Below are 25908 nucleotides of genomic sequence, written 5' to 3' on the forward strand. Positions count from 1 at the left end.
TAGTCCTCCGTTTCCTAAACATAACGGTGGACCCGTTCAGTTGGGGAGGCTCAAGATCAACCCCATGAGCCCCGTCATCGAAGAAATCTGCCTCTTGCTCGAAGGCCTCCAGGATGCGTGCGCCTGGCTGTAGGAGCGTCTGGCGCATTCTGTGCGCCAGCTTGACGTGCCGAAACAGGCTGGCACTTTTTACAGGAGAACAATCGTGAACTCGAAGACCATTCACGTCGACGTCGAGCTATCCGCTGCCCAAGCGATCGCATGTCGGCGCAAACTGCGCAATGCGCTCCATCCCGTGCGCGACGCTCTGCCTCTGTCGCTCCGTTTTGCGATCGATGCCACCTGCAAGTTGTCTGTCGAAGACCTGTTCACGCCGAATAAACTCGAAAATGCGCAGGAGGTGTTGCTGCGCCTCAAAACCCTCATTGAAGAGGTAGGCGGCGTGCCTGTGATCCACCACACGGAGGAAGGCGATCCCTACGAGGTTGGCGGCTCTGAACTGGGACGCAACATTGGAATCCTTTTCAACCACCTCGACGAGATGCAGCGCAACGCGTGGCTCGTAAGTGATCACCTTGCGGCCCGAGCCGTTATCGGATGACGTAGGGCCCACCCGTCGGTAGGTCGGCCCGGGCACCCGTTCGCGTTGCCGCCGGTATAGCCCTGGCTGCCTCTCTTGGGGTTGTGCGGAGCCACGAAGACAGCACAGTTGACTGAGTAGGCAGAATAAGGTGCCATGGCATCGCCATGGCCCCTTTCAATTTGGCTGAGGCGCCGGTTTGACGCTCGCCGCTCGCAGCGGAATGCCTGAAAGGTCACGGCAACGCAGTCCAACTGCTCCAACCTCGTTTAGTCGACCATAGGCCGCTGAAAGTCAGCCGATCTCTGCGACGATATTCTCTGCAAACCCGGTTTCTTGAGTTCCGGTTTTGATAGCAGGCTCGCCAGACCCACATTCCTTTTGCGACCAAAAAGACCACCGGGAAACATCCCGGTGGTCAGTAAGTGCTTTCATAATGGTCAATAGTTTATGCGGAATGGACTCTAATTGCTTTCAGTCTCAACAGCGAAACCCCACCCCCCGTCTCAGCCACATTTCGAATGCCCGCAGCTGCGGCAGGTCATGCAGCCCTCGATCATCACCATGTCATACTGGCCGCAGGACGGGCAGGCCTTGCCGCGGGGGGCGTCCATGTTGACCACCTGCGCCTGCGGGTCGGACTTCAGCCCCATCCCTTCGCCCTCGAGGAACCCGATCGCGATCATGTGCTGCTCGATTACGCCGCCGATCGCCGCCAGGATCGAAGGGATATACTTGCCCTGCACCCAGGCCCCGCCGCGCGGATCGAACACGGCCTTGAGCTCCTCGACCACGAAAGACACGTCACCACCGCGCCGGAACACGGCCGAGATCATCCGGGTCAAGGCCAGCGTCCAGGCGTAATGCTCCATGTTCTTCGAGTTGATGAACACCTCGAACGGACGCCGCCGGCCGCCGATGACGATGTCGTTGATGGTCAGATAGATCGCGTGTTCGCTGTCGGGCCATTTCAGCTTGTAGGTCGAACCCTCAAGCGATTGCGGCCGGTCCAGCGGTTCGGACATGTAGATGACATCGCCATGGGGTTGAAGCGGCTCAGAATCTGAACTTGCAATAACCTCTGGCGCGACTGAATCCCCGCCGATCAGAGATTCAACAGGCACCTGAAGCGCAGCAGCCACCTTCTGAATCGTCTCAACCCTAGGCGACAAAGACTTCCCCTTTACGATATCATAGACCGCCGTTGCGTTTAGACCGGCAGCCTCGGCAACTCGCTTCGCATTCGTATTTCGAAGCGCCAACGCGCTTTGAACTCGGTCCGCTACTGTCGCGCCTTCGAGTGAAATTGGAGTTGACGAAACACTCAACACACTCCCGGTCACGTCGTTCGGGCGATAGGTGGTGCAGCCTTTGCAGCCCTGATCCCAGGCCTGCATATACACGTCCTTGAAGGCGTCGAACGAGATGTCCTCGGGGCAGTTGATCGTCTTCGAGATCGAGCTGTCGATCCATTTCTGCGCCGCGGCCTGCATCTTGACGTGCTCGGCCGGGGTCAAGGTCTGGGCGTTCACGAAATAGTCGGGCAGATCGACATCGCCGAACTTGTCGCGCCACATCTGAACGGCATAGTCCACCACCTCTTCCTCGGTCCGCGAGCCGTCCTTCTGCAAGACCTTGCGCGTATAGGCATAGGCAAAGACCGGCTCGATCCCCGACGACACGTTGCCCGCGTACAAAGAGATCGTCCCAGTGGGCGCGATCGAGGTCAGCAGCGCGTTGCGGATGCCGTGCTCGCGGATGGCCTCGCGAACATCGTCATCCATCTGCTGCATGGTGCCGCTGGCCAGGTATTTCTCGGCATCGAACAGGGGAAACGCCCCTTTTTCCTTGGCCAAGTCGACCGACGCCAGATACGCGGCGCGGGCGATCGCGTGCAACCAGCGCTCGGTCTGACGCGCCGCCTCGTCGGACCCATAACGCAGACCCAGCATCAACAACGCATCCGCCAGTCCGGTCACGCCCAGCCCAATGCGGCGCTTGTCCTGCGCTTCAGCCTCTTGTTCGGCCAGTGGGAATTTTGACACATCAACGACATTGTCCATCATCCGGACAGCCGTGGCGACAAGTTCTTGCAGGGCCTCTTCATTCAAACGGGCTTTTGCCTCAAACGGTTCAACCACCAAACGCGCCAGATTGATCGAACCCAACAGGCAGGCGCCATAGGGCGGCAATGGCTGCTCGCCGCACGGGTTCGTGGCCGCGATTGTTTCAACATAGCTCAGGTTGTTGGCCTGGTTGATCCGGTCGATGAAGATCACCCCCGGCTCGGCATAATCATAGGTGGCCTGCATGATCTTGTTCCACAGGTCACGCGCCTGAACCGTGTGATAGACCTTGCCGTCAAAGATCAGATCCCACGAGGCATCGGCCTTGACCGCTTCCATGAACGGATCGGTCACCAGAACCGACATGTTGAACATGCGCAGGCGGGCCGGGTCAGATTTGGCGGTGATGAACTGTTCGATATCCGGGTGGTCACAGCGCATGGTCGCCATCATCGCGCCACGGCGCGAGCCCGCGGACATGATCGTGCGGCACATGGCATCCCAGACATCCATAAAGCTCAGCGGCCCCGACGCATCCGCCGCGACGCCTTTCACGTCAGCGCCACGCGGGCGGATGGTCGAGAAATCATAGCCGATCCCCCCGCCCTGCTGCATGGTCAATGCGGCCTCTTTCAGCATGTCGAAAATGCCGCCCATGCTGTCGGGCACCGTGCCCATTACAAAACAGTTGAACAGGGTCACCTGACGCGCGGTGCCGGCGCCTGCTGTGATCCGCCCGGCAGGCAGGTATTTGAAATCTTCCAGTGCCTCATAGAATTTCTCTTCCCAGTGCCCCGGGTCGTTTTCCGCCCGCGCCAGATCACGGGCGATGCGCCGCCAACTGTCTTCAACCGTTTGATCGATGGGGGTGCCATCCGCCTGTTTAAAACGGTACTTCATATCCCAGATCTGCTCGGCGATGGGGGCGGCAAAGCGGCTCATTGGTGATTCCCTGTGCTGAAAGAGGTATCCAGACTACCTCAAATCACATGCTCACCACAACACCTTGATGACAATTGGAACCAAGCTACAATATAAAGATGGTCTTCGGGACGACTCTGTGGGAAAGCTGTGGATAATTACGTAAACCTCATAAAACTGTCCGTTGGTTCGGAAAGCGTCGACACGCTGATGGCCTGGCAGGACAGCTATCGCCAGCGGTTCGCAGATGGCCTTCCACGCCACGTCACCCGCATGTGGCCCAAGCGCGAAGCCGAAATTCTGAACGGCGGATCGATCTATTGGGTCATCAAGGGCGTAATCCAGTGTCGCCAGCGGATCCTGCGGCTGGATGAAGTGATCGGAGACGATGGTATCCGCCGCTGTGCCATTGTGCTGGACCCAAAGCTGCACCGCACACAGAACGCCCTGAAACGCCCGTTTCAGGGATGGCGTTATCTCAAGCCTGAAGATACTCCTGCCGATTTGCCCAAAAACCGCGAGCAGGACGATGCCCTGCCCGATGATCTGAACCGCGCCCTGGCGGAAATCGGGGTTCTGTAGTTACCGCAACCGATCCAGCAGTTCGGACAGAACCGCTTTTTCTGTCGGATCATATTTTGCAACGCGACTGCGCCAAAGCGTGGCCTGCGATTGCAGGATCAGACCGTCCGAGAGGATCTTCAGGTGGTTCGCGCGCAGGGTCTCTCCGGTCGAAGTGATGTCGGCAATTGCTTCAGCGGTTTCATTCATCACCGTGCCTTCAGTCGCACCCTGACTGTCGACCAGCGTGTAATCGGCCACGCCCGCTTCTGTCAGGAATTCCCGAACCAGACGGTGGTATTTGGTGGCGATCCGCAGCCGGTGGCCATGGGTTTTGCGAAACGCAGCTGCTGCCGCGTCCAGATCATCAAGCGTATCGACATCGACCCAACATGCCGGGATTGCGATGATCAGATCAGCCTTGCCGAATCCAAGCTGCGAAACCTCTTCAACCTGCTGTTCCCAGCGCGGCAGTTTCTCGTGCACCAGATCGATCCCGGTGACGCCCAGATGAATCCGCCCCGCCGCCAGTTCACGCGGGATTTCCCCCGCCGACAGCAGGATCAGAGAGACACCGTCGATCCCTTCGACCTTGCCCGCATATTCCCGGTCCGACCCGCTGCGTGACAAGGTGATGCCGCGTTTTTCGAACCACGAGAAGGTCTTTTCCATCAACCGGCCCTTCGAGGGCACACCCAGTTTCAGGCTCATACAGCACCCTCCTCAATCTCCAGCATCAGGTCGGGGCGCAACACGCCGCCGACAGCCGGGATTTCGTCTCCACGGCCCAATTGCCGTGTCAGCGCGTCATAGCGCCCGCCCGTGGCGATCGGAGGCAGGTCAGGCCGACCTTCTGCGTAAAACCCAAAAACAAAACCATCGTAGTATTCCATCGATGTCCGGCCATAGGCGGCCTCGAAATCCAACCGCTCGACATCTACGCCACGTGCTTGCAGCGCAGCCACGCGCGCTTCCAACCGGTCCAAGGCGGGCGTGATCTGGGGCAGATCCACCGCCACGTCGCGCAGCTGTTCCAGCGCAAATGGCATGGTCTCGCGCACATTCAGCAACGTTTCCAGCCCGGCCAGTTCATTGTCGGAAATCGGCGGCGTATCGCGGTCTTCGCGCAGGGCTTCGATGCGCGCTGCGATTTCGGCCTTGCGGCGCTTGCCGATCATTGGGGCATCAAACGCAATCGGATCGGCAGCGTCCAGCAGCGCGGCGCGCCCTTCCGAGGGCGCCTTGCGACCCGCAAACCGATCCAGCAAGACACGGAATCGGCGCGGTCTCCACAGGTGCCGCATCAGGGCGGCCTTGCGACGCTCGGTCGTGCGCAGCCCTTCGACCGCAGCGGTGAGGATACCGATATCCCCGGTTGCCGCGCGCAGGGGCAGCCCGCGCAACTGAAGCGCCATCAGCGAAAACACCTCGGCATCGGCCCCGGCCGGATCGTCACGGTCAAAGACCTCGTATCCCACCTGGATGTATTCATTGGCGCGGTCGGGGTCATGCTCCTGACGGCGGAACACCTCACCCGAATAGGTATAGCGCGCCGGTTCGGCCCCGTCGCGCATGTGCATCTGCACCACCGGCAGGGTGAAATCCGGGCGCAGCATCTGTTCGCCGCGCAGCGCGTCCGAGGTGACATAGGCGCGCGCGCGGATATCCTCGCCGTAGAGGTCCAGCAGCGTCTCGGCCGATTGCAGCAGCGGCGGGTCGACGACCTGCGCCCCGGCGGCCTCGAAGCGCACGCGCATCATCGCGGCCTGGGCCTGGATCTGGGATCGGTTGGGCATGGCTCAGTCCTGACTGTCCAGAATCTCGCGCACCTTGGCGACAAGATCGCTGCGCGGCACCTCGAACTGGCTGGGGCGTTCCTTCCATTCCTCGAGCGTGGCGCTTTCGGCAATCTTGGCCCCCAGGATCAGGTCCTTGATCTGCACGATGCCTTTGGCTTTTTCGTCGCCGCCCTCGATCACTGCAATCGGAGAATTCCGCTTGTCCGCATATTTCAGCTGGTTGCCAAAATTCTTGGGATTGCCCAGATAGACCTCGGCCCGGATGCCGGCATTGCGCAGCTCGGCCACCATCGCCTGATAGTCGGCCATGCGGTCGCGGTCCATTACGGTCACGACCACAGGGCCGGTGGCCTGAGCACTGATCCGGCCCTTTTCGCGCAACGCGGCGAGCAGGCGATCAACGCCGATGGAGATGCCTGTCGCAGGTACTTCCTGCCCGGTAAAGCGCTTGACCAGATCGTCATAACGGCCGCCGCCCGAGACCGAGCCGAACTGCCGCTTGCGGCCTTTCTCATCAAAGATCTCGAAGGTCAGTTCGGCCTCATAGACCGGCCCGGTATAATACCCCAGACCGCGCACGACCGAGGGATCGATCTGGATGCGATCAGCGCCATAGCCGCCCGCGGCCAGCAACTCGCCGATCTGTTCCAATTCCGTAATTCCTTCGGCGCCGATCTTGCTGTCACCCACGGCCGCACGCAGGTTGGCCAGCGTTCCAGCGGCATCATCAGCCTTGGAGGTCAGGAAAGCGATCACCGGGTCGGCCTGATCTTCGGACAGGTCCACACCGTCGATGAACGCGCCCGAGGCATCAAGCCGGCCTTTGGTCAGCAACTCGCGCACGCCCTGCTCGCCCACCTTGTCGAACTTGTCGATGGTGCGCAGAACGTTGTCACGGGCGGCTGCGTCTTCGCCCAAACCCATCGCTTCGAGCACGCCGTTCAAAACCTTGCGGTTGTTGACCCGGACCAGATAATCGCCGCGAGGAATGCCCACGGTTTCCAGCGTATCCGACAGCATCGCGCAGATTTCGGCATCGGCGGCCATGCTGGCCGTCCCCACCGTATCCGCATCACACTGATAGAACTGACGGTACCGCCCCGGCCCCGGCTTTTCGTTGCGCCAGACCGGACCCATCGCATAGCGGCGATAGGGCGTGGGCAAATCGTTGCGGTGCTGGGCATAGACCCGAGCCAAAGGTGCTGTCAGATCATAGCGCAGCGCCATCCAATCGCCGTTGCCGCCCTCGTCAAACTCCTGCCAGGCGAACACGCCTTCGTTCGGGCGATCCACATCGGGCAGGAACTTGCCCAGCGCCTCGACGGTCTCGACCGCACTGCTTTCAAGCGCGTCGAACCCGTAACGATGATACACGCCCGCAATCGTCCGCAGCATCTCGGTGCGCTGCGTGACTTCCTCGCCGAAATAGTCGCGGAACCCTTTCGGCGTGACGGCCTTGGGGCGGGGCTGTTTCTTGGGCTTGGCCATGTGGGGCGTCCTTGGGAGTGTCCTTGTTCCGCGCGCGGTCTATCCCATGGTCCGCATCGGGGCAAGGCGCGCTTTCTCTGGCCTTGGGCCGACTGTGTCGCTATGACCAGCGCAAGACAGGAGTTCCCCATGCAGCATCTGGAAGAAGAGATCGCCCATCTGACCCGTACCGTGGACGAACTGAACACGGTCGTCACCAGACAACAGTCGGAAATCGACCGGCTGACCCAACGGGTTGAAATGCTGTTGCAGCGCGAAGCAGAACGGGCGCAGGAAGGTTCAGGCGGCGTTGTCTTTGGTGACGAACGACCGCCTCACTATTGATGATTTAAAGCCCAAGCGTCGATTTTACCGCGTTGTCCACAACGCCTCCCAACAGGGCGTTTTCGTCCCCGGTGCAGCCCTCTTTCAAGGCGGCCACAAATGTTTCTCTCAGAGCCGCCTTTTCCTCATCCGAAGTCGCGTGGGCTTCGATGTCAACCTGACGGTTGTAAAGCGAAAGGGCCGTCATCTTCCCAACGACGTCCAGAATGTACTCTTCGTTCCCATCAGCCTCTTCGATAACAGAGGTGCAGGTGTGATACATCAGCGGCAGCGCGTCCTGCATCATCTGTTCGGCTTCCTCGTCGGCAAGGGCCAATCCGGGCGCTGCAAGCATTAAGGCGGTGGCGGCTGGCTTAAGCAAATTCGTCCTCATCCGGGTGCTCCTCCGCTTACTTGGAATTCGCGCCGATCAGCGCACCGGCCACCGCTCCGGCGGCGGCACCTTTGCCGTCGCCGATCAGCGCGCCGACACCCGCGCCAATCACGGCGCCTTTGATCGTGTTTTCTTTTTTCTTGTCATCCGCCAGACCAGCTGAGGCCGAAACCAAAGCCAGCGTCGCTGCTGCGCCGAATAATATCTTTCTGAACTTGAGACCTGCTATTGTCATAACAACGCCCTCCCGTGGCATGACCTAAAGACATCTCTGTCAAGTCAGCCTAGCGGGGCACCAACAGTCTGGCAACAAAGCGGTATCATATCTCTTCGACGGTCATGACGCCTTCAAGGGATTTGATCGCGCCCTTGATCTGCGGGTTGATGGGGAATTCACGTCCCAGTTCCATCTCAACATCGCCGGGCAGGCTGGGGTCCAGCAACATGAACTGGACTGGTCCCCGTGCAGCCCCTTTCGCGGCAGAGGCGGCGTCTTCCAAAACCTTGGCCACCGTTGGTACGGCCTGTGCTTCGTCAACGTAAATTCGCAGCCCAGTTGCTCCGGCCTCGGCCACGAGGGAATCCGCAGGACCAACCGAGCGGCCCAGCAGCTTAAGCTGATCGGCTTCCATCGTTGCCTCGGCAGTCAGCACGACCTGCGCGCCGGTTTCCAAAAACTCGCGGCACTTCTCCAACGTGTCCGAAAACAGGGTGACCTCATAGGCGCCGGTGGGATCAGACATTTGAACGAAAGCAAAACGGTTGCCCTTGGCCGATTTCCGCTCCTGCCGCCCGGCGACAACCCCTGCCATCTTTGCGATAAGCGGACCAGACCGGGCCCTTTCCGTCACCTCGTCCAGCGTCATCACCTGTTTGCGCTTCAGCGCGGGCATGTAATCGTCCAGCGGATGCCCCGAGAGATAGAAGCCGACGGCCTTGAATTCTTCGCTGAGGCGCTCGGCCGGCAGCCAGTCGGGCGTCGGCGACAGGCGCGGTTCGGGCAGGTCGTCGCCTGCCTCACCGAACAGAGACACCTGATTGGAGTTTTTCTGTTCATGGATCGCCGCCGAATACTGTACCAGACGGTCAAGGCTTTCGAACACGCGGCGACGGTTCTTGTCGAGCTCATCAAAAGCGCCGGCACGCGCCAGCATTTCCAGCGGACGTTTGCCGACCTTTTTCAGGTCGACCCGGCGGGCAAAGTCAAAGAGGTTGACGAAAGGCTTGTCTCCCCTGCCCTGCACCACCAGATTCATCGCCTCGACGCCGACATTCTTGAGCGCGCCCAGCGCATAGACCAGTTGGCCATCCACCACGTCGAAGGTCGCCAGCGAGCGGTTCACGCAGGGCGGCACGTAGGGCAGGCCCAAACCCTTGCGGACCTCTTCGAAATACACCGCCAGCTTGTCGGTCAGGTGGATATCGCAGTTCATGACGCCCGCCATGAACTCGACCGGGTGGTTCGCCTTGAGCCAGCCGGTCTGGTAGCTGACCACCGCGTAGGCCGCCGCGTGGGACTTGTTGAAGCCGTAGTTGGCGAATTTCTCCAGCAGGTCGAACACCTCGGAGGCTTTCTTGGCGTCCACTCCGTTCTTGGCCGCGCCGGCCTCGAATTTCGGGCGTTCGGCGTCCATCGCCTCTTTGATCTTCTTGCCCATGGCGCGGCGCAGCAGGTCGGCGCCGCCAAGGCTGTATCCCGCCATGACCTGTGCGATCTGCATCACCTGTTCCTGGTAGACGATGATGCCCTGCGTTTCTTCCAGGATGTGATCGATCAGCGGGTGGACCGAGGTGATCTCGCGCTGGCCGTTCTTGACCTCGCAATAGGTGGGGATGTTCTCCATCGGGCCGGGACGGTATAGCGCCACAAGCGCCACGATATCCTCGATACAGGTGGGTTTCATGCGCTTGAGCGCGTCCATCATGCCCGAGCTTTCAACCTGGAACACCGCCACGGTCTTGGCCGCGGAATAAAGCTTGTACGTCGCCTCATCATCCAGCGGAATGGCGTTGATCTGGTTCTCAGCCCCCTCAGCGGGCTCATAAAGTTCGGTGCCATCGGCGGCGATGTGCAACGGGCGCCCGGATTTGAAAATCAGGTCCATCGCGTTCTGAATCACGGTCAGGGTCTTCAGACCCAGAAAGTCGAACTTTACCAGCCCGGCCTGTTCCACCCATTTCATGTTAAACTGGGTCGCAGGCATATCCGAGCGCGGATCCTGATAGATCGGCACCAGCGCATCCAGCGGCCGGTCGCCGATCACCACCCCCGCCGCGTGGGTCGAAGCATTCCGCAACAGCCCCTCGACCTGCTGGCCATAGGTCAGCAGGCGGTTGACCACCTCTTCCTCGCGTGCGGCCTCGCGCAGGCGGGGTTCGTCTTTCAGCGCCTTTTCGATGGAAACAGGTTTCACCCCCTCAACCGGGATCATCTTGGACAGGCGGTCCACCTGCCCATATGGCATTTGAAGCACCCGCCCGATGTCGCGCACGGCGGCCTTGGACAAGAGCGCGCCGAAGGTGATGATCTGACCCACTTTGTCGCGGCCGTATTTCTGCTGCACGTAACGGATCACCTCTTCGCGGCGGTCCATGCAAAAGTCGATGTCGAAGTCGGGCATCGACACCCGCTCGGGGTTCAGGAAGCGTTCGAACAGCAGGCTGTAGCGCAGCGGGTCAAGGTCGGTGATCGTCAGCGCATAGGCCACCAGCGAGCCCGCGCCCGAGCCCCGCCCCGGCCCGACCGGAATGTCGTGATCCTTGGCCCATTGAATGAAATCCGCGACGATCAGAAAGTAGCCGGGGAAACCCATGCTTTCGATGATGCCCAGTTCGAAATCCAGACGTTCCTGGTATTCCTCGGGCGTCACGGCATGCGGGATCACGGCCAGACGTTTCTGCAAGCCGTCATTGGCGATGCGCCGCAGCTCTGCCACCTCGTCATCCGCAAATTTTGGCAGGATCGGGTCGCGTCGATAGGCCATGAACGCGCAGCGTCTGGCGATCTCGACGGTGTTTTCGATGGCCTCGGGCAAGTCGGCGAACAGGGTCGCCATCTCTTGTTGTGACTTGAAGTAGTGCTGCGCCGTCAGCCGACGGCGGCCTTCCTGCTGGTCGACATAGGCCCCTTCCGATATGCAGATCAGCGCGTCATGCGCTTCGTACATGTCCGGCGTCGGGAAATAGACGTCATTCGTGGCGACCAGCGGCAGGTTCTTGGCATAGGCCATCTCGACATGGCCGCGTTCTGTCAGGCGCTCGGCCTCGGGTTGGCCATCTTCACCCGGATGGCGCTGAAGCTCGATATAAAACCGATCGGGGAACATTGCCGCCAGCCGATCGACCAACGCTTCGGCCGCCGGGCGCTGACCCTGTTGCAGCAGCATCCCGACCGGGCCGTCAGGTCCACCGGACAGGCAGATCAACCCTTCAGATCGGTCGGCCAGTTCTTCCAAAGTGACCTGAGGCAGTTGCCCGCCCTTGTCCACGTAGAGACACGTGCTGAGTTTCATCAGGTTTTCGTACCCGGTCTCGGACTGCGCCAGCAGCACCAGAGGCGCGGGCGTCTTTGGCTTCTCGCCCGGCTGGGCCTGGACATAGGTCAGATCGACCTGGCACCCCATGATCGGCTGTACCCCGGCGCCGCTTGCGGTGACCGAGAATTCCAGCGCCGAAAACATCGAATTGGTATCCGTCACGGCGACCGCCGGCATTTCCATCTTCTCGCACAGGCACGGCAGCTTTTTCAGCCGCACGGCGCCTTCCAGAAGGGAATATTCAGTGTGAACGCGGAGGTGGATGAATCGTGGAGAACTGCTCATGACGCCCAAGCTACCCCAGCCGGCTGCGCGGCAAAAGGCTGAACCGCGTTACGTTTGCCGCAAAAAAAATCGCCATTGATTATTCGGCTTTTTCAGAAGGTGCTTCGGGATTGACTGGGCGTCGCAATCAAAAACCGCTTTATTTACAAGTGGCTGCCCATTAATCAGAAAAGACAGTCACAGGCCGTATACGTCTAATGGTGTATGACAGAGGCGGTTTTTCTTGCCAGACAAGCCGTGCTGTTTCTAACATCTCATGGCAAGCAATTCGCCCGCCACTCTTTCTACGTCGCATCGAAGGAGGGCCACAAGGGCGCAACCGGGTAAGGCGACGGGTTTCTCGAATGAACATCACGTTTCTTCTGAACGGAGAGACAGTGGAGTTGGCTGATATCGATCCGACAGCCACCCTGCTGGATTGGCTGCGCGAAGATCGCGGCCTGACCGGCACCAAGGAAGGCTGCAACGAAGGCGATTGCGGGGCTTGCACCGTGATGGTGACGGATGACCAAGGCGCCAAGGCCCTGAACTCGTGCATTCTGTTTCTGCCGCAACTGCATGGCAAAGCGGTGCGCACGGTCGAAGGTGCCAGCGGCCCGAATGGCGAAGCGCACCCGGTCCAGCAGGCAATGGTTGATCTGCACGGCTCGCAATGCGGCTTCTGCACACCCGGATTCGTCATGTCGATGGTGGCCGGGCACGCGAACGGTGCAACGGACCATGACACTTTGCTTGCAGGCAACCTGTGCCGCTGCACCGGCTATGCGCCGATCATTCGCGCGGCGAAAGCGGCCGAGGAACATCCCGTTCCGGTTTGGGTCAAAGATAAACCACCTGCAACGATTGCCGCTTCGCGCATGCTGCCAACCTCATCCGACGAATTGGCCGCCGTGTATGCCGAGAACCCGAATGCGACTCTGGTCGCTGGTGCGACCGATGTGGGCCTTTGGGTCACAAAACAACTGCGCGAACTGGACCCGGTGATCTTCCTCAACCGCTGCGATGATTTGAAGAAGATCACGCTCGGCAGTGAAGAAGTCCGCTTTGGCGCAATGGTAGACATGAATCGCATGGGCGCGGCTATGGTCGATCTGCATCCGTCCTATGCCGAGATGATCCGCCGCTATGCCAGCGTTCAGGTCCGCCATGCGGCCACCGTGGGCGGCAATATCGCAAACGGTTCGCCCATCGGGGACAACCCGCCTGCGCTGATCGCATTGAACGCGACACTGCACCTGCGCAAGGGCGACGAGCGGCGGTCGATCCCGCTGGAAGAGTTCTTCATCGACTACGGCAAACAGGATCGGGTTCCGGGCGAGTTTGTGGAAGCCGTCAGCTTCCCCCGCCAGCCAGATCGCCTGAAGGCTTACAAGCTCAGCAAACGGTTCGATCAGGATATCTCGGCCGTCTGCGGCTGTTTCAACATAACCGTTTCGGAGGGCAGCGTCACACAGGCGCGCATCGCCTATGGTGGCATGGCTGCTATTCCGAAACGGGCAACCCATGTCGAGGCCGCTTTGATCGGCAAACCGTGGACGCGCAAGACCGTTGACGCCGCGCTGCCATCGTTTGCCGACGACTTTTCGCCACTCACGGATATGCGCGCCTCGGCCCTGTATCGACTGGAAACCGCCAAGGCGATGCTGCAACGGTATTTCCTGGAAGATCAGGGCGAGATCACCAATGTGCTGGAGGTGTCAGCATGAGTGTGACGCAAGCCCTGCCCCACGACGCCGCCCCTTTGCACGTTTCGGGCGCGGCACGGTACGTTGATGACATCCCGACACCCAAGGGCACGCTGCACCTGGCCTTTGGCCTGAGCCAGATCGCCAAGGGCAAGATCACCGCCATGGATCTGTCGGCTGTCAAAGACGCCGAGGGTGTCGTGTTGGTCATGACGGCAGAGGATCTGCCTTTCGCCAACGATGTCTCGCCCTCGATCCACGATGAGCCGCTGCTGTCGGACGGCACGGTGCATTATATCGGTCAGCCCGTGTTCCTGGTCGTTGCCACCAGCCATCTGGCCGCCCGCAAAGCGGCGCGATTGGGCAAGGTCGACTATGCCGAGGAAACGCCGATCCTGACGATCGAAGAAGCGCTGGCCGCCGACAGCCGGTTTGAAGATGGTCCACGCATCTATGCCAAGGGCGATGCGGATGCGGCCATTGCCAGTGCGCCGCATGTGATCGAAGGTTCGTTTGAATTGGGCGGGCAGGAGCATTTCTATCTGGAAGGTCAGGCCGCGCTGGCCGTGCCGAATGAAGGTGCGGATATGCTGGTGCACAGCTCGACCCAGCACCCGACCGAGATTCAGCACAAAGTGGCCGACGCTCTGGGTGTTCCGATGCACGCCGTCCGGGTCGAGACCCGCCGCATGGGCGGAGGGTTTGGCGGCAAGGAAAGTCAGGGCAACGCTTTGGCAGTGGCCTGCGCCGTGGCCGCCCGCGCAACCGGCAAGGCCTGCAAGATGCGCTATGACCGTGACGATGACATGATCATCACGGGCAAACGCCACGCTTTCCGCATTTCGTACAAGGCCGGGTTCGATGAGCATGGACATATACAGGGCGTCTCATTCCTCCACTATGCGATCTGCGGCTGGGCGCAGGACCTGTCCTTGCCCGTGGCCGACCGGGCGATGCTGCACTCGGACAACGCCTACCTTTTGCCGAACGCCCGGATCGAAAGCCACCGCTTGAAGACCAACACCCAATCTGCCACCGCCTATCGCGGGTTCGGCGGCCCGCAGGGCATGGTCGGCATCGAACGGGTCATGGACCATGCCGCGCATGCGCTGGGTTTGGATCCCGTCGAGCTGCGCCGCCGGAATTACTATGCACCCGCGCACGCCGTGACCGAGAGCACACCGACAGAAAAACCACTGGGGCATCCCGATCCGCACGAAGACCTGACCAGCCGCGGCGCCGTTGAAATGGGTGACGCACCGGTGCGTCCTCTGCCCGCCGGCGGCAACACCACACCCTATGGGATGGAGGTCAGCGATTTCGAACTGCACGGCATGACCGAGGCGTTGCTGAAATCCAGCGACTATGCCGCGCGCAAGACGGCTGTCGCGAAATGGAATGCCGAGAACAGTATAATCAAAAAGGGCATCGCCTTTTCGCCGGTCAAGTTTGGTATCTCGTTCACGCTGACCCACCTCAATCAGGCGGGTGCGCTGGTACATGTCTATCAGGACGGATCAGTCCACCTGAACCACGGTGGCACCGAGATGGGTCAGGGCCTGTTCCAGAAGGTCGCACAGGTCGCCGCGTCGCGCTTTGGCATACCGCTGGAGATGGTGAAAATCACCGCAACCGACACGGCGAAAGTACCGAACACGTCTGCGACGGCGGCATCTTCGGGCAGTGACCTGAACGGCATGGCGGTCAAGGCCGCTTGCGACACGATCCGCGACCGGATGGCCGCCTATCTTGCGGAACGTCATCAGGCCAATCCATCGACGGTCACGTTCTCGGATGGGCAGGTGTCGGTCTCAGAAGAACGCTACACCTTCGCCGAAGCCGCCGCACTGGCCTATCAGGGGCGCGTCAGCCTGTCGGCGACCGGGTTCTACAAGACGCCCAAGATCGAGTGGGACCGGATCGCCGGGCGCGGTCGCCCCTTCTTCTACTTTGCCTACGGTGCTTCCGTTACCGAGGTGGCGGTGGACACTCTGACCGGTGAAAACCGCATTCTGCGAACGGATATCCTGCATGACGCGGGCGCGTCGCTGAACCCAGCTTTGGACATAGGTCAGGTTGAGGGCGGCTATGTACAGGGTGCAGGGTGGCTGACGACCGAAGAGCTGGTCTGGGATGACACGGGCAACCTGCGCACGCACGCGCCCTCGACCTACAAGATTCCGGCCTGCTCGGACCGGCCGGACATCTTCAACGTCACGCTTTGGGATGGCGAAAACCGCGAGGACACGATCTATCGTTCGAAAGCTGTGGGCGAGCCGCCTTTCATGCTGGGGATCTCGGCCTGGCTGGCGCTGTCGAACGCGGTTGCCGCCTGCGGAGACAGATACCCGGCCCTGAACGCTCCGGCCACGGCCGAAGAGGTTTGGCGCGGTGTCCAGAGGATGAAGGGAGGCATCTGATGGGATTTGACCTTGAGGCTTTGAGGGAGGCGGTCAAAACCCACGGGAAAGTGGTTCGGGTGGTCATCGCCGGGATCAAAGGATCGTCCCCGCGCGAGGTGGGTGCTGCGATGCTGGTCTGGAAAGATGGGCAAAGCGGAACCATCGGTGGTGGTACGCTGGAATACCAGGCCGCAGAGGCCGCACGATCGCAAACAGTGGCCACGCGCCTGACGCATCACACGCTGGGACCAGACATGGGCCAATGTTGCGGCGGAGCGGTCTCGTTGTTCAGCGAAGTCTATGATCTCATGAAGGTTGAAACGCTGGATGATACGATCATTGCACGATCAGCATCCGGTGGCGCCATGCCTCTTTCGGTCAAGCGAGTGCTGGCGGCAGCACGCAATCAGGGCATCGCACCCGAACCACGCCTGATCGACGGCTGGATGATCGAACCGGTGCATAAACCGGCACGAAACCTGTGGGTCTGGGGCGCAGGTCACGTCGGACGGGCGCTGGTGGATGTTCTGTCCCCCCTGCCCGATCTTGCGATCACTTGGGTCGATACCGGCCCCGAGCGCTTTCCGGACGTGATTCCCGCAGGCGTGACCGATCTGCCAGCGACGAAACCGGCCGAACTTGTGCGACATGCACCGTCCAACGCCGAGCACCTTGTGCTGACTTATTCACACAATCTGGATCTAGAACTGTGCAACAGGCTGCTTTTGCACGATTTCCGCTTTGCGGGACTGATCGGCTCGGCTACCAAATGGGCGCGGTTCCGATCGCGGCTGGCGGCTCTTGGGCATCCGCCCGACCGGATAAGCCGGATTACCTGCCCGATTGGTGACCCGTCGCTGGGCAAACACCCGCAGATGATCGCCGTGGGCGTCGCAGCGCAACTGCTGCGCCCGGCCCGGCAGAATGAGTTGAAGAAGGACCTGAGCGCGTGACCACTCCATTGCTGAGCCTGCAAGGGTTGACCAAAGCCTATCCCGGTGTCGTGGCCAATGATCAAGTGTCCTTTGACATCGGAGAGGGCGAAGTTCACGCCCTGTTGGGGGAAAACGGGGCCGGGAAATCCACGCTGGTCAAGATGATCTATGGGCTGGTGAAACCTGACAGTGGCACCATGCTGTTGCGCGGTCAGCCTTTTGCGCCGCCCGAGCCCCGCTCCGCACGGGCTGACGGAATTGCGATGGTGTTCCAGCATTTTTCGCTGTTTGACGCCCTGAACGTGGCCGAGAACATCGCCTTGGGGATGGAAAACCCGCCCGCCATGGGTGATCTGGCCTCGCGCATCCGCGAAGTGTCGGAAACCTACGGCCTGCCGCTGGATCCGTTCCGCACTGTCGGCGATCTGTCCGCCGGGGAACGCCAGCGTGTTGAAATTATCCGTTGCCTGCTGCAAGACCCGAAACTGCTGATCATGGACGAACCGACCTCGGTACTGACCCCGCAGGAGGTCGAGATCCTGTTCGAGACGCTGAACAAGTTGCGGTCCGAAGGCACGTCGATCCTGTATATCTCGCACAAGCTGGAAGAGATTCGGACCCTGTGTGACCACGCCACGATCCTGCGTCTGGGCAAGAATGTGGGCGAGTGTGTCCCCTCTGAGACCTCGGCCCGCGACATGGCCGAACTGATGGTGGGAACGGCCCTGCAAACCCCGGAACGTTCGGGGCGTGAATTTGGCGCAGTGACGCTGGATGTCAGCGGGCTGTCGGTGCCTTCTCCGTCAGAATTCGGCACCGCATTGCGCAACGTGCATTTGACCGCCCGCAAGGGCGAGGTTCTGGGCATTGGAGGCGTTGCGGGCAACGGGCAGGATGAATTGCTGGGCGTTCTGTCCGGTGAGATTCTGACATCTGCCGACGCGATCAAGTTCAACGGTCAGGCGATCGGCAAGCTGGGCCCGACCGCACGACGCAAACTTGGCGTGTTGACCGCGCCCGAAGAACGGCTGGGCCATGCCGCTGCCCCGAACATGAGCCTGACCGAAAACGCCCTGTTGACCGGGTCGGTTCGAGAGGGTCTGGAAAGCAACGGCTTTCTGAAATGGGCCGAGACCAAGAGCTTTGCGGAGAAGATCATCGAGATTTTTGACGTCCGAACACCCGGCCCGGACAACGCGGCGCGGTCCTTGTCCGGGGGGAACCTGCAGAAATTCGTGATCGGACGCGAAGTGCTGCAAAACCCGGATGTGCTGGTGGTGAATCAGCCAACCTGGGGCGTGGATGCTGCGGCGGCCGCGTCGATCCGGCAGGCAATCCTAGACCTGGCGGCAATGGGAACGGCGGTTGTCTGCATCTCTCAGGATTTGGATGAGTTGATGGAAATCTCGGACAGCTTTGCTGCGCTGAACGAGGGCCGCCTGAGTGCACCACGTCCGACAACCGGACTGACAGTGGACGAAATCGGGCTGATGATGGGCGGTGCCCACGGAATGGAGGTGGCGCATGTGTGATCTGTTGGGCCGCCTTCGGCGAGAGTATTTGAGAAAAGATGAAGAAGTCAGGGGAACGAGCTGATGATTGTGCTGGAGAAACGTCCTCAGCCTTCCAGGGTCTGGTCTTATGCGACGCCGTTGGTTGCAGTTTTGGCGACGATGTTTTTTGGCGGAGTACTGTTCGCCATACTAGGCAAGAATCCGGTTGAGGCCATCGGCACCATCTTCTGGGAACCTCTTTTTGGTGAATTCGCCTTTTATTACCGCCCGCAGCTGCTGGTGAAAGGCGCTCCGCTGGTGCTTATCGCCATCGGTCTGTCGCTGGGCTTTCGTGCAGGCATCTGGAACATCGGGGCCGAGGGACAGTATATCATGGGCGCCATCTTCGGGGCGGGTGCCGGGCTGGCCTTTTACCCTTTGGATGCCTTCTATATCTTTCCGATCATGGTGATTGCCGGCGCCTTCGGCGGCTGGTTGTGGGCCACGATCCCCGCCTTCCTGAAGGTGCGTTTCGGCACCAACGAAATTCTCGTCTCGTTGATGCTGGTCTATGTGGCCGAGCAGATGCTGGCCTCGGTTTCTCTGGGTTTGCTGAAGAACCCCGAAGGGTTTGGCTTCCCGGGGTCCCGCAATCTGCAATCCTATGACAGTGCGCACAATGCCGAACTGATCGCCGGATCCGGCATGCACTGGGGTGTTGTGACCGCGTTGATCGCAGTGATCTTTGCCTATGTCCTGCTGAACCGGCACATGCTGGGCTTTCACATCCGCCTGACCGGTGAAGCACCGCGCGCCGCGAAATTTGCGGGTGTGAACCCGGCCCGGTTGATCCTGTTCTGTCTGGGTTTGTCCGGCGCGCTTGCAGGACTTGCAGGCATGTTCGAAGTTTCCGGCCCTTCAGGCGTTGTCAGCATCGATTTCAACGTGGGCTACGGGTTCACTGCCATCATCGTGGCCTTTTTGGGCCGTTTGCACCCTGTGGGCATTCTGCTGGCCGGTGGCCTGATGGCGCTGACCTATATCGGCGGTGAAATCGCGCAGTCGCAGCTGGGCCTGCCCGCCGCTGCCATTCAGGTGTTCCAGGGCATGCTGCTGTTCTTCCTGCTGGCCTTCGACCTATTGACCAATTACCGCATCCGTGCGGCCCGTAACGAGGTGGCGTGACCCATGGACCTTGGTGAAATCAATCCCGTACTTCTGGTCGCTTCACTGATGGTGGCCGCGACCCCCTTGCTGCTGGCCGCGATCGGAGAGCTGGTCGTTGAAAAAGCAGGCGTTCTGAACCTCGGCGTCGAAGGCATGATGATTGTCGGTGCGATCAGCGGCTTCGCGATTTCGGTCGAGACCGGCTCGCCTTGGCTGGGCTTTGTTGCTGCCGCGATCGGCGGCGCTGTTCTATCGCTGCTGTTCGTCTTGCTGACGCAGTTTGCGCTGGCCAATCAGGTGGCCAGTGGTCTGGCGCTGACCCTGTTTGGTCTGGGGTTCAGCGCGTTGATGGGGCAAAGCTATGTGGGGATCAAACCCCCCAGTATGGGCGACATCCATATTCCGCTGATCAGCGATATTCCGGTTGTCGGTCCGATCCTGTTTCAACATGACCCGATCCTGTATGTCGGCATCGCGATCACGGCGGCCGTCTGGGCGGTGCTGAAATACACCCGTCTTGGTCTGATCCTGCGGGCCGTCGGTGAAAACCACGATGCCGCGCATGCGCTGGGCTACAAGGTGATCAAGATCCGCATTCTGGCCATCATGTTCGGCGGCGCCTGCGCTGGTCTGGGCGGGGCCTATATCAGCCTGATCCGCGTGCCGCAGTGGACCGAGGGCATGACCGCCGGTGTCGGCTGGATCGCATTGGCCCTTGTTGTCTTTGCAAGCTGGAAGCCGTGGCGTGTCCTGCTGGGTGCCTATTTGTTCGGCGGCATTACCGTGTTGCAGCTTAATTTGCAGGCAGCGGGCGTTGCCATTCCCGTCGAGTATCTGGCAATGTCGCCCTATATCATCACGATCCTTGTGCTTGTGATCCTTTCGGCTGACAAGAGCAGCGCACCTGCCTCGCTGGGCCGGACCTTCCATGCCTCACACTAGGGGCCAACAGTACCAACTTGGGGAGTAACACATGAAATTCACTACACTTCTGACGAGCGCCGCCATGGCGCTGGGTCTGGCCTCGGGGGCCATGGCCGAAGACAAGACCAAGGTCGGTTTCGTCTATGTCGGCCCGGTCGGCGATGGCGGCTGGACCTATGAACATGACAAAGGCCGGCAGGCCGTTGAAAAAGAGTTCGGCGACAAGGTTGAAACCGTATTCGTTGAATCCGTTCCCGAAGGCCCAGATGCCGAGCGTGTGATGACCCAGATGGCGCTGGAAGGCGCGGATCTGATCTTTACCACCTCGTTTGGCTACATGGACCCAACCATCAACGTGGCCAAGAAATTCCCAGACGTGAAGTTCGAGCACGCAACCGGCTATAAAACCGCCGACAACGTCTCGGTCTACTCGGCCCGTTTCTACGAAGGTCGCGCGGTTCAGGGCCACATCGCCGGTAAAATGACCAAGTCGAACATCATCGGCTATATCGGCTCCTACCCGATCCCCGAGGTGATCCGCGGAATCAACTCGGCCTATATCCACGCCAAGAAGGTGAACCCGGATGTCGAGTTCAAGATCGTCTGGGCCTATACGTGGTTCGACCCGGCGAAAGAAGCTGACGCCGCCACCGTTTTGATCGAGCAGGGCGCGGACGTAATCCTGCAACACACCGATTCGACAGCGCCGCAAGCAGCAGCGCAAGAAGCCGGCAATGTGATCACCTTCGGTCAGGCGTCGGACATGAGCGAGTACGCACCGCTTCCGCGTGTGTCATCGATCATCGACAACTGGGCCCCCTATTACATCGCGCGGACAAAAGCCGTAATGGACGGGACCTGGACGTCTTCCAACACCTGGGACGGTATCGGCGCAGGAATGGTTGAAATCGGCGAGATTTCGGACGCGGTTCCCGCAGATGTCAAGGAAGAGGCTCTGGCCCTGAAGGCGGCGCTTGCAGATGGCAGCTATCACGCGTTCACCGGTCCGCTGAAGAAGCAGGACGGCAGCAACTGGCTGGCTGAAGGCGAAACCGCTGACGACGGCACGCTGGCAGGCATGAACTTCTATGTTGAAGGGCTGGAAGGCGAAATTCCGCAGTAAGCTGTATCGTCAAGGAACAAAAAGGGCCCGCAATCCGTGTGCGGGCCCTTTTTGTGCTGAGCGCACCTGAGGTGCCGAACGAAGAATGAGTTTACCTGGTCAGCGCAATCAAGCTCAGATCCATCACGCCCTGCCCTGTCTTCGCCACCCCACCACACTGAGACAGGCAAACAAGACCGCGGCGACGCAGACAATTGATGGCCCTGCCGGAGTATCGAACACATAAGCTGCCCGTAACCCCGCAACCGAGGATATCGCGCCTATTGCGGCGGCTATCAACGCCATTGATTCGGGCGATCGGGCCAAATTTCGTGCCGCCGCCGCGGGAATGATCAGCATCGCCGCGATCAGCAACACCCCCACGACCTTGATCGCAACAGCCACGGTCACCGCCAGAGAAAGTGTCAGAATCAACTGTTCCCGCCTCGGGTCGAACCCGCTGGCATAGGCCAGTTCCTCATTCAATGTGGCCGTCAAAAGCTGAGCCCATCGCCAGGCGATCAGCGCCACGACAAGCGCCGCGCCGCCCCAGATCACAAGCAGATCCGAACGGGATACCGCAAGAATGTCGCCGAACAGATATGCCATCAAATCAATGCGGACGCCGGACAAAAACGAAACGGCAACCAGACCGAACGCCAGGGCGGAATGCGCCAGGACCCCCAGCAGCGTGTCCATCGCATAGCCACGACCCGCCAACAAAGTGACCGTCAGCGCCATAATCAACGCAACAGCCAGCGCACCGGTGAAGATCGACATCTGAAAGGTCAGCGACAGGGCCACGCCCAGAATCGCGGCATGTGCGGTAGCGTCACCGAAATACGCCATGCGGCGCCACACCACGAAACATCCAAGAGGCGCCGCCGCAAACGCAACGCCAATACCTGCAAGCGTTGCACGCATCATGAAATCGTCAAGCATCATTCCGCCGCTTCCTGAGGATTTGCATCATGGTCGTGATGGTGATCATGCTCGTGCCGGTACAGGGCAAGCGCACCGCCTGTTCCCGTTCCGAACAAGGCCCGGTATTCCGGTGCCGAAGCGACCACCGCCGGCGATCCTTCACAGCACACATGGCCGTTCAGACAAATCACCCGGTCCGAGGCGCTCATGACCACGTGCAATTCGTGACTGATCATCAGGATTGCACATCCGGTTTCGCGGCGCACGGCCTCAATCTGCTGATAGAAACTCGCCGATCCGCGCTGGTCCAGCCCCTGGGTTGCCTCATCCAGCAGCAGAAGGTCAGGCTGGTTGATCAGCGCCCGCGCCAGCAACACACGCTGAAACTGCCCGCCGGACAGTTGCGACATCTGACGTTTCAACAGATCCGGGACGCCCGCTTTTTCCAATGCCTCGACGCACTGACGGCCGGAGACACGGTCGGTCAGTCGCATGAATCGCTCGACCGAGATTGGCAAGGTGGGATCCACGTGCAGTTTCTGCGGCACGTACCCGATCTTCAATCCGGGTTTCAGCGATACATGCCCGGCACTTGGCCTGGTCGCACCGATAATGGCGCGCAACAGGCTGGTTTTGCCCGACCCGTTCGGCCCGACGATGGTGACGATCTCGCCGGGTTCGACAGCCATGTCCACATGGCTGAGAACAGTGTTTGAACCATAGCGAACACTGAGATTCTCGACAGAGACGAGCGTCATTTTCAGGCCTTTTCGGTGCAGTCGGGGCAAAGTCCCTCGGCTTCTACAACCGTTCGCTCGATCTCGAAACCCGCTGCGCGCGCAGCGGCACCCAGAACACCTCTGGCCGGCGTGGACTGCGCCTCGGCAACGGCATCGCACTTTCTGCAAATCATGAATGCCGGCGAATGCGACGCGCCGGGATGAGAGCAGGCAACAAATGCATTCAACCGCTCGATCTTGTGAACGAAGCCGTTTTGAACAAGGAAATCAAGCGCCCGATAGGCGACCGGAGGTTGAGACCCGAACCCTTCCTCTCGCAGGCGGTCAAGAATTGCATAGGCACCAAGGGCCCGATGCTCTTGCAGCAGCATTTCCAAGACCTTGCGGCGAACCGGTGTCAGGCGCAGCCCCTCGCCCTCGCAGCGCGCCTCGGCGGATACCAACGCAGTTTTGACGCAACTCTGATGGTCATGTTCCTGAAACCCGACCGGGGCCGCCTCATCGACAGAGGCAGGGTTCGTATCGCTTGTCATGTTATTTCATATCTTGTATTGCCACTCGTAACGTTATAAAATCACACAGAGGGTCTGATGTCCAGAAAGCTTCTTCCAGTTTCGATCACGGTTGCATTGATGGGAGGAACGGCCATTGCGGACGTTCCGAACGTCGCGGTCGATATCGCACCGATCCACTCGCTCGTTTCCCGGGTTATGGACGGCGTCGGAACACCGGCCCTGATCGTCGCACCAGGTGCCTCGCCTCATGAATACAACCTGCGCCCGTCCGAGGCGGCCGCATTGCAGGATGCCGATCTGGTGTTCTGGGTAGGAGAAGACCTGACACCTTGGATGGAAAGTGCCATCGAAACCCTTGCCGACAGTGCGACGGTCACGTCCCTTCTTGACGCGGATGGTACGGTTCTTCTGGAGTTCCGCGAAAGCGCTGTTTTCGAGGCACATGATCATGGCGGCGAAGACGAACATGATCATGATGATGAGCACATCGAAGATAACGGGCACGATCATGATGATCATGAACATGGTCACGACGACCATGCAAAGGATGATGACCACGAGCACGATCACGACGACCACGCCAAGGATGATGATCACGATCACGAAGAACATGCCGATCAAGAAAAGCATGATGAGCATGATGAGCATCATGATCACGCGCATGGCGCGCACGACCCACATGCGTGGCTTTCACCGGCAAATGCAGAAACCTGGCTGAATCTGATCGCCGCGCATCTGTCGTCTGCCGACCCGGACAATGCAAGTGCATATTTTGCCAATGCCGCAGCCGCGCGCGCTGAAATGGCCGCGCTGTCTGAACAAGTGGCCGAGACGCTTGGACCGGTTCGCGGAGGAAGCTTCGTCGTGTTCCACGACGCCTACCAGTATTTCGAGGATGCATTTGACTTTCCGGCCGCAGGTGCGATTTCCATCGCCGACGCCTCGGACCCGAGCCCGGCTCGTATCGCCGAGATTCAAACCCGTATCCGCGAAGAAGGTATCAACTGCGTTCTCGCCGAGCCGCAATTCAACCCGGGCATCGTCAAAACCGTGCTGGACGGCACCGAGGCCAAGACGGCCGTAATCGATCCGCTGGGCTCAGATCTGGAACCCGGAGCCGATCTCTACCCGCAAGTCATTCTCAACATGGCAAGAACCTTGGCCGAGTGCCTCTAGCCCTGTTGCAAACCCGGCTCAGGTTGAGAAACCGGCCGGGTTCAACTTTCCAGGAGATGGGACGGACCAACTCGGCGACCGAAAAAATCGGCAGCTACTTCATATATATTGCGATGGTGCATCCGTATTCACTGCGCGGCACGGTTCACGGCTTGAAAAACGAAGCGGTGACACGCGTTATTTTTTCTGGTTGACCGGCGCGCAGATGGCTAGGCATGCCCCCTTCTTCGTGAAGTCGCACGGCGGGCCTCGGGTTGATGACAAACCGGTGTTACGCGGGATTATCTTCATCAACTGCAATGGTTCGCGGTGGCGCGATACTCCCGAGGAATACAGAGATCACAAGACGCTTAACAGCCGGTGGAAGCATTGGTGCAAGAAAGGTATCTTCGCCTGAATGTTGGCCGAGCTGGTTGCCGGGCACGGCGAAAGGAAGAACTCGATCCCCTGCCGGGCAATGGACGCGACCTATCTCATGGCACATCGCAATGAAACCGGTATGGCCGAAAAAAGGGGGGCGCGGCCGCCTGATCGGGCGCATCAAGGGCGGCATGAATACCAAGCTGATGCCCGCCTGCGATGGCCAGGGTCGCCCGCTCAACCTGTTCGTGACCGCCGGGAGCGACAGTGATTACATCGACGCCCGGGCTCTGCTCAGTAGCATCCCAAATGTGGATTGGCTGCTTGGGGAACGTGGCCGTGATGCCAGTCAAGTAAGACAAGCGCCGCAACTGCATCGAAACTATGTTTGGCGGGCTTAAGAATTGGAGGCGTGCGGCAACCCGCTATCACCGTTGATCCGGGGTCTTCCAATCAGCGACTGCACTCAAAGAAACCGTCATCCACTGACTGGGAATCCTCGCCCAAGCACATTAGCTCTTTTTCGAAACCTTTCCGCCGGAATAGAGATGC

At 60.0% G+C, this 25908-nt stretch carries 21 protein-coding genes and 1 pseudogene; 12 read left to right on the forward strand and 10 right to left on the reverse strand.

Annotated features, from left to right (window positions below; genetic code table 11):
• Positions 1 to 205 precede the first annotated feature (205 nt).
• The gene (locus GS612_RS11910) at positions 206 to 601 is read left to right on the forward strand and encodes a hypothetical protein (protein ID WP_171640572.1); all 396 of its coding nucleotides are present in this window, start codon (positions 206 to 208) and stop codon (positions 599 to 601) included.
• A gap of 485 nt (positions 602 to 1086) precedes the next feature.
• Here GS612_RS11910 and GS612_RS11915 read toward each other — a convergent pair whose 3' ends face one another.
• Positions 1087 to 3588, reverse strand: coding sequence for an adenosylcobalamin-dependent ribonucleoside-diphosphate reductase (locus GS612_RS11915; RefSeq protein ID WP_171232324.1), 2502 nt, complete (start codon positions 3586 to 3588; stop codon positions 1087 to 1089).
• A gap of 129 nt (positions 3589 to 3717) precedes the next feature.
• Here GS612_RS11915 and GS612_RS11920 point away from each other — a divergent pair, with 129 nt between their 5' ends.
• Entirely contained in the window at positions 3718 to 4149 is a 432-nt protein-coding gene (locus GS612_RS11920; protein ID WP_171119093.1) for a DUF1489 domain-containing protein, read from the forward strand.
• Here the strand turns inward: GS612_RS11920 and hisG are convergent, their stop codons facing one another.
• Genes hisG through hisS form a run of 3 tightly spaced genes read right to left on the reverse strand, consistent with a single transcriptional unit; the run spans position 4150 to position 7415 of the window.
• Entirely contained in the window at positions 4150 to 4839 is a 690-nt protein-coding gene (gene hisG / locus GS612_RS11925) for an ATP phosphoribosyltransferase (RefSeq protein WP_171206995.1), read from the reverse strand.
• Positions 4836 to 5924: an ATP phosphoribosyltransferase regulatory subunit gene (locus GS612_RS11930; protein WP_171640574.1), complete on the reverse strand. Its 1089-nt coding sequence runs from the start codon at positions 5922 to 5924 to the stop codon at positions 4836 to 4838. The genes hisG and GS612_RS11930 overlap by 4 nt, the downstream gene beginning before the upstream one ends.
• A gap of 3 nt (positions 5925 to 5927) precedes the next feature.
• Complete coding sequence (hisS, locus tag GS612_RS11935) at positions 5928 to 7415, reverse strand: histidine--tRNA ligase (RefSeq protein WP_171640576.1); 1488 nt, start codon at positions 7413 to 7415, stop codon at positions 5928 to 5930.
• A gap of 129 nt (positions 7416 to 7544) precedes the next feature.
• Between hisS and GS612_RS11940 the strand changes: the two genes are divergently transcribed.
• Positions 7545 to 7739, forward strand: coding sequence for a SlyX family protein (locus GS612_RS11940; protein ID WP_152460143.1), 195 nt, complete (start codon positions 7545 to 7547; stop codon positions 7737 to 7739).
• A 4-nt stretch (positions 7740 to 7743) separates the two neighbouring features.
• On the opposite strand, the gene GS612_RS11945 is transcribed toward GS612_RS11940, so the two are convergent.
• From GS612_RS11945 to dnaE, 3 genes are all read right to left on the reverse strand, one after another.
• Positions 7744 to 8112, reverse strand: coding sequence for a hypothetical protein (locus GS612_RS11945; RefSeq protein WP_253283557.1), 369 nt, complete (start codon positions 8110 to 8112; stop codon positions 7744 to 7746).
• Positions 8113 to 8128: 16 nt separating this feature from the next.
• Positions 8129 to 8347 carry a hypothetical protein gene (locus tag GS612_RS11950; RefSeq protein ID WP_171172726.1) on the reverse strand — a complete coding sequence of 73 codons (219 nt, stop codon included), beginning with the start codon at positions 8345 to 8347 and terminating at the stop codon, positions 8129 to 8131.
• Positions 8348 to 8432: 85 nt separating this feature from the next.
• A complete protein-coding gene (dnaE, locus tag GS612_RS11955) occupies positions 8433 to 11933 on the reverse strand; it encodes a DNA polymerase III subunit alpha (protein WP_171640578.1) in 3501 nt (1166 codons plus the stop codon).
• Positions 11934 to 12277: 344 nt separating this feature from the next.
• On the opposite strand from dnaE, the gene xdhA reads away from it, so the two are divergent.
• The 7 genes from xdhA (at position 12278) to GS612_RS11990 (ending at position 21662) form a co-directional block, all read left to right on the forward strand.
• Positions 12278 to 13639 carry a xanthine dehydrogenase small subunit gene (xdhA, locus tag GS612_RS11960; protein ID WP_171640580.1) on the forward strand — a complete coding sequence of 454 codons (1362 nt, stop codon included), beginning with the start codon at positions 12278 to 12280 and terminating at the stop codon, positions 13637 to 13639.
• Positions 13636 to 16038, forward strand: a complete 2403-nt coding sequence (xdhB, locus tag GS612_RS11965) for a xanthine dehydrogenase molybdopterin binding subunit (protein ID WP_171640582.1) — start codon at positions 13636 to 13638, stop codon at positions 16036 to 16038. Before xdhA ends, xdhB begins: the two co-directional genes overlap by 4 nt.
• A complete protein-coding gene (gene xdhC / locus GS612_RS11970; RefSeq protein ID WP_171640584.1) occupies positions 16038 to 16973 on the forward strand; it encodes a xanthine dehydrogenase accessory protein XdhC in 936 nt (311 codons plus the stop codon). The genes xdhB and xdhC overlap by 1 nt, the downstream gene beginning before the upstream one ends.
• The gene (locus tag GS612_RS11975; protein ID WP_171640586.1) at positions 16970 to 18487 is read left to right on the forward strand and encodes an ATP-binding cassette domain-containing protein; all 1518 of its coding nucleotides are present in this window, start codon (positions 16970 to 16972) and stop codon (positions 18485 to 18487) included. The genes xdhC and GS612_RS11975 overlap by 4 nt, the downstream gene beginning before the upstream one ends.
• A 63-nt stretch (positions 18488 to 18550) precedes the next feature.
• On the forward strand, positions 18551 to 19633 hold the full coding sequence (locus GS612_RS11980) for an ABC transporter permease (protein ID WP_171640588.1): 1083 nt from the start codon (positions 18551 to 18553) through the stop codon (positions 19631 to 19633).
• A 3-nt stretch (positions 19634 to 19636) separates the two neighbouring features.
• On the forward strand, positions 19637 to 20557 hold the full coding sequence (locus GS612_RS11985; RefSeq protein WP_171232333.1) for an ABC transporter permease: 921 nt from the start codon (positions 19637 to 19639) through the stop codon (positions 20555 to 20557).
• A 31-nt stretch (positions 20558 to 20588) separates the two neighbouring features.
• Positions 20589 to 21662 carry a BMP family ABC transporter substrate-binding protein gene (locus GS612_RS11990; RefSeq protein ID WP_171640590.1) on the forward strand — a complete coding sequence of 358 codons (1074 nt, stop codon included), beginning with the start codon at positions 20589 to 20591 and terminating at the stop codon, positions 21660 to 21662.
• A gap of 123 nt (positions 21663 to 21785) precedes the next feature.
• Here GS612_RS11990 and GS612_RS11995 read toward each other — a convergent pair whose 3' ends face one another.
• The 3 genes from GS612_RS11995 to GS612_RS12005 are packed head-to-tail and all read right to left on the reverse strand — an operon-like array spanning position 21786 to position 23838.
• The gene (locus GS612_RS11995) at positions 21786 to 22583 is read right to left on the reverse strand and encodes an iron chelate uptake ABC transporter family permease subunit (RefSeq protein ID WP_171641014.1); all 798 of its coding nucleotides are present in this window, start codon (positions 22581 to 22583) and stop codon (positions 21786 to 21788) included.
• A complete protein-coding gene (locus GS612_RS12000; protein WP_152460133.1) occupies positions 22583 to 23323 on the reverse strand; it encodes a metal ABC transporter ATP-binding protein in 741 nt (246 codons plus the stop codon). The genes GS612_RS11995 and GS612_RS12000 overlap by 1 nt, the downstream gene beginning before the upstream one ends.
• Positions 23324 to 23325: 2 nt before the next feature.
• On the reverse strand, positions 23326 to 23838 hold the full coding sequence (locus GS612_RS12005; RefSeq protein ID WP_171640593.1) for a transcriptional repressor: 513 nt from the start codon (positions 23836 to 23838) through the stop codon (positions 23326 to 23328).
• 57 nt (positions 23839 to 23895) lie between these two features.
• On the opposite strand from GS612_RS12005, the gene GS612_RS12010 reads away from it, so the two are divergent.
• Together GS612_RS12010 and GS612_RS12020 are read left to right on the forward strand one after the other, a co-directional pair.
• Positions 23896 to 24996 (forward strand): zinc ABC transporter substrate-binding protein, encoded by a 1101-nt coding sequence (locus GS612_RS12010; protein WP_171640595.1) that lies wholly within the window; start codon positions 23896 to 23898, stop codon positions 24994 to 24996.
• Positions 24997 to 25201: 205 nt separating this feature from the next.
• Positions 25202 to 25794 (forward strand): annotated as a pseudogene (locus tag GS612_RS12020) (IS5 family transposase).
• Positions 25795 to 25908: the final 114 nt, after the last annotated feature.

The sequence above is a fragment of the Ruegeria sp. HKCCD6157 genome (genome assembly GCF_013110685.1).
In the GTDB taxonomy this organism is placed as follows: Bacteria; Pseudomonadota; Alphaproteobacteria; order Rhodobacterales; family Rhodobacteraceae; genus Ruegeria.